At 59.6% G+C, this 10,685-nt stretch carries 16 protein-coding genes and 1 pseudogene; 7 read left to right on the forward strand and 10 right to left on the reverse strand.

Annotated features, from left to right (window positions below; all coding sequences use genetic code 11):
• The coding region (locus tag D3227_RS38770) for a GNAT family N-acetyltransferase (RefSeq protein WP_147377806.1) at nt 1-317 on the reverse strand (317 nt) is incomplete at its 3' end.
• Between the two features lie 306 nt (nt 318-623).
• On the opposite strand from D3227_RS38770, the gene D3227_RS38775 reads away from it, so the two are divergent.
• Nucleotides 624-1,097, forward strand: coding sequence for an ATP-dependent DNA ligase (locus D3227_RS38775; protein WP_245452134.1), 474 nt, complete (start codon nt 624-626; stop codon nt 1,095-1,097).
• A 157-nt stretch (nt 1,098-1,254) separates the two neighbouring features.
• Here the strand turns inward: D3227_RS38775 and D3227_RS38780 are convergent, their stop codons facing one another.
• Entirely contained in the window at nt 1,255-1,524 is a 270-nt protein-coding gene (locus tag D3227_RS38780; RefSeq protein WP_120019276.1) for a hypothetical protein, read from the reverse strand.
• A 288-nt stretch (nt 1,525-1,812) separates the two neighbouring features.
• Between D3227_RS38780 and D3227_RS38785 the strand changes: the two genes are divergently transcribed.
• The gene (locus D3227_RS38785; protein WP_120019277.1) at nt 1,813-1,995 is read left to right on the forward strand and encodes a hypothetical protein; all 183 of its coding nucleotides are present in this window, start codon (nt 1,813-1,815) and stop codon (nt 1,993-1,995) included.
• Nucleotides 1,996-3,305: 1,310 nt separating this feature from the next.
• On the opposite strand, the gene D3227_RS41385 is transcribed toward D3227_RS38785, so the two are convergent.
• The 5 genes and pseudogenes from D3227_RS41385 to D3227_RS38805 form a co-directional block, all read right to left on the reverse strand.
• Complete coding sequence (locus D3227_RS41385; protein ID WP_147377807.1) at nt 3,306-3,488, reverse strand: hypothetical protein; 183 nt, start codon at nt 3,486-3,488, stop codon at nt 3,306-3,308.
• Nucleotides 3,489-3,530: 42 nt separating this feature from the next.
• A complete protein-coding gene (locus D3227_RS38790; RefSeq protein ID WP_120019278.1) occupies nt 3,531-3,779 on the reverse strand; it encodes a DUF982 domain-containing protein in 249 nt (82 codons plus the stop codon).
• Between the two features lie 25 nt (nt 3,780-3,804).
• Nucleotides 3,805-4,119: a DUF982 domain-containing protein gene (locus tag D3227_RS38795; protein WP_120019279.1), complete on the reverse strand. Its 315-nt coding sequence runs from the start codon at nt 4,117-4,119 to the stop codon at nt 3,805-3,807.
• 99 nt (nt 4,120-4,218) lie between these two features.
• Nucleotides 4,219-4,473 (reverse strand): hypothetical protein, encoded by a 255-nt coding sequence (locus D3227_RS38800; RefSeq protein WP_245452135.1) that lies wholly within the window; start codon nt 4,471-4,473, stop codon nt 4,219-4,221.
• Nucleotides 4,474-4,507: 34 nt separating this feature from the next.
• Nucleotides 4,508-5,125 (reverse strand): annotated as a pseudogene (locus tag D3227_RS38805) (TCP-1/cpn60 chaperonin family protein); the annotation flags it as partial.
• A gap of 98 nt (nt 5,126-5,223) precedes the next feature.
• Between D3227_RS38805 and D3227_RS38810 the strand changes: the two are divergent.
• On the forward strand, nt 5,224-5,733 hold the full coding sequence (locus D3227_RS38810) for an Hsp20/alpha crystallin family protein (RefSeq protein ID WP_120019280.1): 510 nt from the start codon (nt 5,224-5,226) through the stop codon (nt 5,731-5,733).
• Nucleotides 5,734-5,792: 59 nt separating this feature from the next.
• Here the strand turns inward: D3227_RS38810 and D3227_RS44675 are convergent, their stop codons facing one another.
• Entirely contained in the window at nt 5,793-6,218 is a 426-nt protein-coding gene (locus tag D3227_RS44675; RefSeq protein WP_425374599.1) for a hypothetical protein, read from the reverse strand.
• A 699-nt stretch (nt 6,219-6,917) separates the two neighbouring features.
• On the opposite strand from D3227_RS44675, the gene D3227_RS38820 reads away from it, so the two are divergent.
• Both D3227_RS38820 and D3227_RS38830 read left to right on the forward strand, forming a co-directional pair.
• Complete coding sequence (locus D3227_RS38820) at nt 6,918-8,459, forward strand: Fic family protein (RefSeq protein ID WP_120019282.1); 1,542 nt, start codon at nt 6,918-6,920, stop codon at nt 8,457-8,459.
• A 425-nt stretch (nt 8,460-8,884) separates the two neighbouring features.
• A complete protein-coding gene (locus D3227_RS38830; RefSeq protein ID WP_120019284.1) occupies nt 8,885-9,256 on the forward strand; it encodes an SH3-like domain-containing protein in 372 nt (123 codons plus the stop codon).
• A 189-nt stretch (nt 9,257-9,445) separates the two neighbouring features.
• Here the strand turns inward: D3227_RS38830 and D3227_RS44215 are convergent, their stop codons facing one another.
• Nucleotides 9,446-9,625 carry a VOC family protein gene (locus D3227_RS44215; protein ID WP_342634051.1) on the reverse strand — a complete coding sequence of 60 codons (180 nt, stop codon included), beginning with the start codon at nt 9,623-9,625 and terminating at the stop codon, nt 9,446-9,448.
• 180 nt (nt 9,626-9,805) lie between these two features.
• On the opposite strand from D3227_RS44215, the gene D3227_RS38840 reads away from it, so the two are divergent.
• Together D3227_RS38840 and D3227_RS38845 are read left to right on the forward strand one after the other, a co-directional pair.
• Nucleotides 9,806-10,096 (forward strand): DUF982 domain-containing protein, encoded by a 291-nt coding sequence (locus tag D3227_RS38840; RefSeq protein WP_120019285.1) that lies wholly within the window; start codon nt 9,806-9,808, stop codon nt 10,094-10,096.
• 21 nt (nt 10,097-10,117) lie between these two features.
• Entirely contained in the window at nt 10,118-10,393 is a 276-nt protein-coding gene (locus tag D3227_RS38845) for a hypothetical protein (protein ID WP_425374600.1), read from the forward strand.
• Between the two features lie 38 nt (nt 10,394-10,431).
• On the opposite strand, the gene D3227_RS38850 is transcribed toward D3227_RS38845, so the two are convergent.
• A partial coding sequence (locus D3227_RS38850) for a helix-turn-helix domain-containing protein (RefSeq protein ID WP_147377808.1) occupies nt 10,432-10,685 on the reverse strand: 254 nt, incomplete at its 5' end.

Here is a 10,685-nt window from a genome sequence, read left to right on the forward strand (position 1 = left end):
GTGACGGCCTCGACGAGCCGCGCGCCGATGCCCCGGTCCCAAAGGTCGGGGCGGATCGTCAACGGTCCGAAGAAGCCGACGCTGCCCCAGCGGGTTGCGAAGTTGGAGCCCACCAGTTCACCGCCCACCTCCGCGGCGAAGGCGGCGACGTGGGGCGCCTGCCAGCGGCCGCGTACGTAGTCGCGGTCGGACCAGAACGTCTCTGGTTCGGGTGCTCCCAAGAAGGTGCCAAAGGCCAGCCGGAAAATTCTTTCGGCTTTCGGCAGATCGGTCTCGGCCAGCGCGCGGATGGCTACGCTCGGTGCAGCCGTTCCCATATCGCCCTCCCTGGTCGCTAAAGTATGCAGCGCCCCATATGCTGCCCAAGGACACTGCTGTCGGGCTGTATTCTACTCTTCTCCAGAGGAATAGTCACATGCATGGGAGATGTCGGCCACGTCGTTCCTCTGGCGTTTGGTACCATCCGTCAGGCTTCTGCCACTAGCGCCTATGCGGTAGGCCTACGAGTGCTTCATCGAAGACGCCAACGTATCCAGCATTTTAAGGGCTCCACTGGGGCTGGTTGGCGGGAGTAGCCGCTGCTGCCGGGCTGCGATGGTAACCGCGGCAAAGGCTACAGCTTTGTGGCCTTCGACATCCTGCACCTTGACGGTTGGGATTTGCGTTCGCTGCCGGCGCTCGAGCGCAAGGCGATGCTTTGGGATCTCGTGAAGCCTCGCGATGGCATCATCCAATATAGCCAACACGTCGAACGTGGTGGCGCCGAGTTCTATGCAGCCATCGACAAGATGGGACTGGAGGGCATGGTCTCGAAGCGGCGCGACAGCAAGTACCGCAGCGGCAATTCAACCGCATGGCTGAAGACGAAGGCGTTCACGATCGACGAATACGAACTGCTCGGCGTCGAGCGCGAGGCCGGCAAACCCGCCTTTGCCCTGATGGCTGAGCGAGGTACAGGCCGCTATGTCGGCTCTGCATTCATCACCTTGAACCGGGGGATGCGGGAACGGCTCTGGGAGCGCGTCCGGGAACATGTAGGGCCACCGCCGAAGGGCATGAGGCGGCCGGCGACACAATGTGGGTCAAGCCGGGGCTAATCGGCCGTGTGAAGCATCTCCGGGGCGAGGAGGGTCTTCGTCATGCATCGCTGCAGGATTTCCGGGAAGAACCGGAATAGCTCCGGCGCGCATATCCTGTCGGCCCCAGGCACTCTGAAAGATGGTCACCCGCCCCCCTCGGGCGGGTATCCCATATTCATTTAGGTTCGTGACTTTTTACGTTCGCATGCTCGTTGGCGGCTTCCGTGTCGGTGGCCGGTGTCTGAGTATCGACACCTGCAAACGGGCTGCCCTGACCTGGCGCAAGGTCACCGCTGTGGCCGGCCGTGTTCTCATGGAAGGGTTGGCCGTCGCTGCTGAGACCGTGCTGAAGAGCATTGAACAGATGGTCGTCCGCCTTTGCAAGGCCAGCGAAAGCAATGAGCGATGCCCCCGTAGCAGCAATCATAAGCGCGTGCGTTTTCATATCTGGACTCCTTTTGAGTTAAGGCCAGAACGAGCCGCAGCAGGTCTGGCGGTTCAACGAAGGACATTCGAAAATATCCCTCTTGCCTTGCCCGCCTTCGTCTAGGAAAGGAACGACCCTCCGTTCGAAATTATTCCATGAGCGATCGCTAATTTAGCGATCAAATTCGTGTGACTCGCGAAATTCGCTATACGGCGTACAATCCGTAAGTCGTCCGTATCGAATGAGGGTGCATTGCGGACGCTTGGAAGCTGGCAGTGCTTCCGCCCATAGAGGCAGGAGGCTGAAGTGTCAGGCGCCAAGGTGTCGGCATTCGATTGCGAAATCCTACGAAGTGCCTTCCACAAATCGGTCATCGAAGACGGAATCCCTGAAGCTCGGTGGCGGGAATACGCGGCGCAACTGGTCCGCGATTTCACCGGGGCAAAGGCGGTTGATGCCGACCTGCTGGAGTGGATTGTGCGGAAGTAGCAGCCAGCTGGCTAGCCTTGTCGGCCGGCAATGATGCGGGCCTCGCGCATAAGCGAGGACCAAGCTCGCGGGCCTGCTCTTCGGTAATGCCGGACTCTCTGACCAAAAGGCGAACAAGGCCGTTCGTCGCCGGTGGCCTTCCCTGCTCGTCAAGCATTTTGGGATTCTCCATGGGGCGAAACGCGACCAACTGGGGACGGTTCCGTTGCTGCGGCCCGGCGACCGCGGCCCGGCGCGACCGGGGCCGGTTTGGCTGGGCTCGATCGCCGGGCCTAGCCGAAAAACGGGTAGGTTCGCCGGCCGGCGAGGTTATAGGCCGATGTCGCCTCATTGGTAATTTGGCTAAAAGGGGCACGTTCCCTTCCCCTCAAATCGGATGAGCCAAGTCGAACCGAAATTGACGGCTAGGACTCGACGCGCAGCACATTCCCGGTCGCATCGGTGACGAAGGTGCCCTTGGTTTGGTCAAGCATCACCAAGGCATTGCCAAACGGATCACGAACGACGGCGCAATGTGTTTGAGAAAATGTTGAGCCGTTCTGATGCAGTGCGGGAGCTGCTTCAACGGGGTCTCACGGCGACGGGTGATACAGACCAGGGCGTACGTTCGGTGGATCTCGGGCTTCTCGATCCGGCCGGCGACTAGAGCTCCAGCAGCTAGTCAACCATGTCTCGCAACGGCTTCTTACGCGTCGGCGCCTGGGATCTCCACCAAACTTGTCTAGCTTAGTCAAGACATTACTAATGTAACAAGCCCATCGTTAAAATTGTCTGGAACTGTCTCGCAGCCCGTACATTGTCGCAGCAGCGGTCGATTTCTCAGGAATGTAGCCGCTCCCATTGAAGCCCGTCGCGTGACCCTCCCGCGGCGGGCTTTTTGTAGCGAACAGGCGTGTCGGCTGGCCAGGTGCTTCCGTTCCCCCGGCAGCGGGCTTTTTGCTGGGAGAAGGCGGCAATCGTCTTAGCGCAACAGCAGGCAGGCGCCCATGCCGGCCATCAGGAGGCAGGCGCCCATGCCGATCATATCGCGCTGCCTGTAGCGCCAGACCGGGCCTGCGAACATTGAGGCCGTGATCGTGTCGGTTGGAGAGTACCCCGATGATCGCACCGGCCGGGCGGATCGACAGGTCCGCCGCACAGAACTAACAGAGCCGCTTGTTGAGATAATGGCGTGATCGCGGAAGAGGGCGCCGCCACCTGAGCCTAAGCCTTCCTGAGCCTCACGCCAGCGCCTCCCGCCACTGCACGCCTGCCGTCTCTAAGGCGCGCCAACGTGGATTTCGATGGGTCCGGTCGCATGTCGCTGTAGATCAAAACAGCGGCCTCTTGATCATGGCCAGCTTGCGCGTTCCCGTCCGTCCGCTGTCCTCGGCGATCGTCCCGACTGGCAGATAGGCGTTGGCTTCCAGCCACTTGCGCAACACGAACTGAGTGAGGTCCGCCGCCAATCCCATATCGGCTGCGATCGAATCCTGAGAAACAGCAGGCTCCAAGCTCACGCCAGCGACGTTTCTGAATCGGCCTCGACGGCCTTATCAGGAATCAGGGACCAAACCGGCACGACGGGCCGCTTTCAAGAATGCCTTTCTTGCTTGTTGCGGAGCCCGCCAACCGTCCAAGGAGTCCCGACAAGTGCGGCAGGCTGCCCGGTAGCTACGTCCTCTCGCCCATTCCGGCCATTGGTCGTGAAGGCACTCGAGTGCTTCCCAGGAACTGGCAACGATGCGCTCTCTTGTGGATTTTTGGCACAGTCTCACGGGTTCGGGAAATCGAACATCCCTCATTGTTTTCGCCGCTCCTTCATCTCCACTACATCGATGAGTTGTGGCGACCCAAAGCGGCTCCGAAGGCGCCGACTGCCTTGGACCTGACGATGTCTGTGGCCGGCACAAGCAAATCCATCCGGCGGGCGAAGGCAACAAAAGTGCTCCGAGCCGTTTCGGCATCCACCTCGCCGGCGAGTGCTGCCCTGCAAGCATTGAGCGCTATGCCATGAGCAGCATTGCGCTTCGACGGCGGCCATTCATCCAGCAGAGCGACGGCCTCGTTTACGCTTTCAATGTCGATCGGAAATCCAAGACCCACAAGCACCCTGACAGGATGCTGAAAGAAATTGTGCTCCATGTTTTCCTCCGTTCACAGCGATCGATCGCAAGGCTGCCTCCGCTCGCGCGTCCCGCGAGGGATGGCGAGTAGCGCGTACGTTTCGACGCACCGGCCCCCTTAGCTCGTCGACCTCCCGTTTTCCGCCGGGCCTTTGCCGTCGTTTAGGCGTCGGGCCGCCAGAAACATCAGCGTATATGCTGCCTTACCCCGATCCCAACCGGCATTTTCAGCCCTATCGAGGAGTTCCGACACAAACGGCTCTAGCGCGGTTTTCAGGTCGGCTTCGTAGTTCAGATCGGTAGGCTCGCGCGAGGGCGGCGGGATCACGTCAAAGGTCATCACGTTCATCGCATTCCCCAAAAGTTCAAACATCTCTGCGCCCCCCCGGGAGCGCAGACTGCGTGCTTCAGAAATCCATGCCGGCACCGGCGGGCATTGCCGGAACTGCAGGCTCCTTCTTCGGCTTCTCCGCCACCATCGCTTCGGTGGTCACCAGCAGGCCGGCAACCGATGCCGCGTCCTGCAGCGCGGTCCGAACCACCTTTACCGGATCGATGACGCCCTCGTTGTAGAGGTCGCCGAAGGCATTCGTCTGTGCGTTCCAGCCCCAGCCGAAATCCGGTTTGTCGCGCAGTTTGCCGACGATGACCGAGCCTTCGGCGCCGGCGTTCTCGGCAATCTGGCGCACAGGCGCTTCGATCGCGCGGCGCACGATCTCAATACCGTGTTTCTGGTCGGTGTTGTCAGCCTGGACATTGTCCAGTGCCTTCGCGGCACGCAGTAGAGCCACGCCGCCGCCAGGCAGGATACCTTCCTCGACCGCGGCACGCGTCGCATGCATGGCATCGTCGACGCGGTCCTTGCGCTCCTTGACTTCGACCTCAGTCAAGCCGCCGACGCGGATGACGGCGACGCCGCCGGCAAGCTTGGCCAGCCGCTCTTGCAGCTTCTCGCGATCGTAGTCCGATGTGGTCTCTTCGATCTGTGCCCTGATCTGGCTGACGCGGGCCTGGATCTCGCTCTTCGTGGCGGCCTGATCTTCAGCGGTTCGCGGCGCGAACACCCGGTTCTGTCGCGGGTGATGTCCGGCGCGGCCCAAAAAGCAAGGAAAGGAGATGGACAATGAGCGTACGTGACCTGATTCCATGGAGCCGCGGCAACAGCCAGGCTCCGAGCATCTATCGCGGTGAGGATATGGATCCGTTCCTATCGCTGCACCGCAATGTCAACCGGCTATTCGACGAGGTGTTCCGCGGTTTTGACACGCCTTCGGCGCTCGGCCGCATGGCCCTTCACAACGGCACTTGGCCAAGCGTGGAGTTCTCGGAAACGGATAAGGAAATCCGGGTGACGGCCGAAATCCCGGGCCTCGATGAGAACGACATCGAGGTCATGCTGGATGACGGTGTTCTGACGCTTCGCGGCGAGAAGAAAGCAGAGACCGAGGACAAGGATCGCCAGTTCAGCGAACGCTATTATGGGCGTTTTGAGCGGCGCTTCAATCTTGGCCGTGAAGTTGAAGACGACAAGGTCGCGGCCACGTTCAAGAACGGTGTTCTCAACGTGACACTGCCGAAGACCAAAAAGGCGCAGGCAACTGTCAAGCGTATTGCAATCAACGGCAACAAATGACGGTCGCGAAGGAAGGCCGGGGCTCGATGAGCCCCGGTCCTCGCAGAGGGCGAGGAACGTCAAATGACGTTCGACCGCAAACGAAAGAGCCGCATGATAGGAGCTGAATCAACCGTGCCATTACTGGGAGGTAACAAATGACCAGCCCGGCTTTCCTTGCCCCCGTCGAGGTTAAGACCAATGACGTGATACACGACATTAAATCCGTGCGGGAGGCGCTCGTATTCTTGAATCAATGGCCAAAGGCCCGTCGGGGACCGGTATACAGTTGCGCGGTGAGAAGCTGCAACGCCGCGATTGGCGGGCAGATGACAACCGAACAGGCGCGACAGGCATTTGTCAGCTTTGCCAGGATAGCTGGCGTGCTGGCCAAATCCGATTTTTCGCCCTTGGCCGACCTGCGAGAGCCAGCACACAAGCCACCACATCGCGGGGGTCCTGTTAATCACTAACAGGACGCCAAGGGCTTTTGGACAGTCGCTCATTTGGTTCTATCCGCCGGTCTTCTGTGGACGCGTCCCTTAGGATCTCCCACCAGTCCATGGGCTGCCCAAAACTCGCGGCTTGCTTCGACTATTAAGCAATTCCCCTGCAAGAACCGCTACGTAATCGCCAGCGCTCTGGGGGGCTTGGCCCGGATCGGGTTGCGACGACGTTCTTTCACGCCGATATCCACGCCTCGGGGCTCTTCGATTGCTGCCCACATTATCGACGCCGCTATGAAGATTCCGAACCGTATCCCCCACAGCTTCGGGCAAATCATTACGGTTGGCGCCACTCATTCGACGACTACTGTCATGGCCGGCGAAAATCGCGTGCGATCGCACCGTCGGTCAGCGGTTTGTCGCCTTGCAGCATAAGCAGTTGGTTCTGGTCGGGTCGGTAGTACAGTCGAACCAGGCAGGACGCACGATCGAGAGCGCACGTCCGAACGGGGCGTTCGCCGCGCCGCTTCCAGTTGTTGCGGGCTTTTGCTTGGTCGCCCCGATCGCTGACAGAGTGCTATACGTGCTTCCGCGCCTCGCAAACCGCCATAATCGATCGACCCAGCCGCAGTCGGACTGCCAATCCATAAATAGAAATTCACAAGATACCGACGAATTGCATCAAAATTCATTGTTTGTAATCGTTTTTCATGAGATAAGCCTTCGTAACTGGGTTTTCACAGGTCGATACCGGAATTCATGGAACCAGGACAAAGAAAGCCCTTTTCAGGTGCGGTGAGCGTTTTTCACGAGCGCTGGCTACCAGAAGCAGCTGTCCCTGTCGGCTACGCAGCCCTTATCGGCGCCTTCGAACTGGCCGTGCCCGTGCCAATCAATCTCGCAGCCATCGGCCCCAGACACAAAGTCTACCAGGAAGATGGCTGGAAGCTCTATACGCCGCGCCACCAACCAGAACCCAGCCTTACCGGCCATCTGACGTTCGCCCTGCGCTACGAAGGATTGGACCTTGCCGTTCTCAAGGCTTTATTTCAGGCGGCTGGTCCGGAGCCAGTTGCCGACATCGTACGTGCCGCGCCGACCGGCTCCTATTCACGGCGTCTCTGGTTTCTGTACGAATGGCTGCTGGACGCGCAGCTTGATCTCCCCGATGCCGCCCAGGGTAGCTATGTCCTCGCCGTGGACTCCGATCTACAATGGGCGGTGGATGGAACGACATCCCAGCGGCATCGAGTGAAGAACAATCTGCCCGGAACACCCGCCTGGTGTCCGATGATCTTCCACACTCCCACTCTAGACGCTTTCGTCGACCGCAATCTCGGGGACGAGGCAAGGCGCCTGATCGCCGAGGTGCCGGCTGACCTGCTCGCCCGCACAGCCGCTTTTCTGCTTCTCAAGGATTCGCGCTCAAGTTTCCAGATTGAGGGGGAGGATCCACCACAGGATCGCATTCAGCGCTGGGGGCAGGTCATAGGAGAAGCTGGTCGGCGCACTGTTGACGGCGCCGAACTGGAGAGATTGCAGCACATCGTCATCGGCGATGCGCGTTTCGTCCATCTCGGCCTGCGCACCGAAGGCGGCTTTGTCGGCGAGCACGACCGTTTGAGCGGTGCGCCCATTCCAGACCACATCAGCGCAAGACATGAAGATCTTCAAGGTCTGATCAACGGCCTGGCGGCCTTCGACCGAGGCGCGGCACGTCAACTCGATCCGGTGCTCGCCGCCGCCGCACTCGCCTTTGGCTTCGTCTATATCCACCCATTCGAGGATGGGAACGGACGACTGCATCGCTATCTCATCCATCATGTGCTGGCCGAACGCGGTTTCAATCCGCCTGGGCTGGTCTTTCCCGTCTCCGCCGTCATTCTCGACCGTATCGACGAATACCGACGCGTGCTGGAAACCTATTCGCGGCGCCTGCTGCCACATATCCGTTGGCGACCGACCGATGGCGGCAATGTCGAGGTGCTGAACGACACGGCTGATTTCTACCGTTATTTCGATGCTACTCCCCACGCACAATTCCTGTTCGAATGCGTCGCGCGCACGATCGATGTCGATCTGCCAGCAGAAACCGCATTCCTGAAAACCTACGATGCCTTCAAGGCAGAGATCTCCAGGATGATCGACATGCCCGACAGGCTGATTGACCTCCTTTTCCGTTTCCTGCGCCAAAACGATGGCAAGCTGTCGAAACGAGCGCGTGAAAAGGAGTTCGCTGCCCTGACGGACATTGAGGCCATACAGATCGAGGCCATTTACGCCGCCCTGCAATCGGCGTGACCGCAGGTGACTCGGTCCATCTCGAAGTGATCGCGATTCTATCGCCATCACCATTTTATAGGCTGACACATCCTACAAAGGCGTCGGGCTATAACCGCCAGAGCCTCGATGCGGTGGTGCGCGAAGGGCTGTGGGAGCGCTTCGAGAGCATCTTCCGTAATTTCGGTTGGGACGTCGTCATCCTCAAGCATGGCTCACTAGCGGAGAGGCAGCTTCAAGGCTCTGAGGCTGAAAGGCAGACCTTGGACCGCGCAAGCATGATGAGGGCTACTTCAGGCACTCGGGAAGACGTTTTGGATCGGTCGTCTTAGCCAGTTGCTCGTCGGAAGCGCATGGCGGGAAACCGGCCGGCAGCAATGTTTCCAAGTAGCGCTCGCGCTCGGCGGCGCTGACCCCAGGCGCGTTGACCATGTGGGACAGGTATCTTGAGCCGGCCTGAGATTGCCCGTGGCGCGAAGCGCCATCGCGATGGCGAACCTGTCTTCTCCGAGCAATGGCACGCTCAGGTTATTGCGTTGGTCGAGCTGCTCATCGCCGACGGAAAGATTGAAGCAGATGATTGGTCTCAGACCCTGGGCGCCGAGCTTGATCGACGGGTGACCGATACTGCTATGGACACCGACGCGATCTACTACAGCGCCTTTCTCAGCGCTTTGGAGCAGATACTGGACAGGAGCCAGTTCGCCCTCCAGGCCGAGGTGGACAGACGCGAACAGGATTGGCGAAACGCCTACCTGACTACGCCGCATGGCAAGCCTGTGGCCCTGGCAGACACGGACGGAAAGGTTGGCAGCTGACCCTGCCTGCTCTAGTTGTCATGCGCTTCCGACGGGTTGATCTGATAAATCTCTATGGGGAGCCCGTCCGGATCGGCAAAGAAGGTGAATGGCGCGCCGGGTCGACGCGGACAAGTTCTATCGAAATGCCCTGGCTCCGCAGGTACTCGACCGCGCCTTCAACCGACTCGACCGCAAACGCAAGATGCCTCAGGCCGCACGCCTCCGGTCAAGGCGCACGTCGCCACATTCAAGATCGCACTTCCACGATTGCCGGTCGGCACGCCAATTCTCATCGACCACGCCGAAACCAAGCTGCTCGACGTAAAATCGCTTTGACACATGGTAGTCGCTGCAGATGATCGCGACTTGATGGATGCGAGAGAACATGCACTTGCAACACTAACTGAGGATACACGGCGACACCACCGACAACGGCATCCGCCTGCCGGAGGCACAGCGACCGCCACGCGGCGGGCAAGCAGTACAGTAGGGGCCAAGGTCAGCCGCGAGGGTGCGGCTCCAACGCATCCGTGTCGCGAACAAGAGAGTGGTTTGGGTGGTGAATCTATGACCAGATTTCTTCCCGTCACGATCAAATTTGTGGACGGCGGCACGATGGTGGTTTCATCGATCGCCGATGCTAAAAAGGCCCTTGGCGGACGCTGGAAAAACAAGGAAGCGATAGCCTATGGCGCAGCCGTCCGGTTGGTGGACGACGCATTGAGCGGGATTTGCCGCCCGGCGGTAGCGTTCGCTGCCTTCAAGAAGGCGGCCAAGGAACAAGGGCTGCTGAAACCGGATAGCCCAAGCGCTGCGCTTGCGATGCTCGACGAATTGTGGTCCCGGGGCGGAGGCTGAGCGGGTCATCGGGAAATGGCTTTGAACCTCGATATCGGCGATGAGGTGACGTTGAGTGCCACCATCCTGAAATTGCTTCAGAGTGGTCGAGCGAGCGTCAAAATTCCAAGCTATGATTTCCCCTTCGCTATTGATCCTCCCGCAAACGCCAAACCGGGAGATCGCGTTGCCGTCACTGGCCACGTCACTGGAGTGGACCTTGACAAGGGGCGGGTGACAATAAAGGTCGGCGGCCTGGTCACCGTCGACATCGTATCGATCTTGGCCTGGAAGCCATCACCTCACGGGGCGCGTTGAAACAAGCAAGCATTGCCCTTCCTGCAAGGAACCTCGTGTCATCTAGGCTCGCGGCTCATGCTGAGATAGGTGGGATCGAATTCGGCTATTTGCACAAGCCGCTCCCAGTCCAGTATCGTGACTGTATGGTTCGCCCAGCCAATGACGCCGATGTTGCGGAGCGCAGCGATAACTCGGTTCATATGGACGACCGACAGTCCAAGCACGTCGGCCAATTCCAATTGAGACAAAGGAAGCCGGAAACTCATGCCGATCGTTCGTTTGACGCCCTGAAGTCGAACAAAGAGCTCGC

The organism is Mesorhizobium waimense, assembly GCF_003601975.1.
In the GTDB taxonomy this organism is placed as follows: Bacteria; Pseudomonadota; Alphaproteobacteria; order Rhizobiales; family Rhizobiaceae; genus Mesorhizobium; species Mesorhizobium waimense.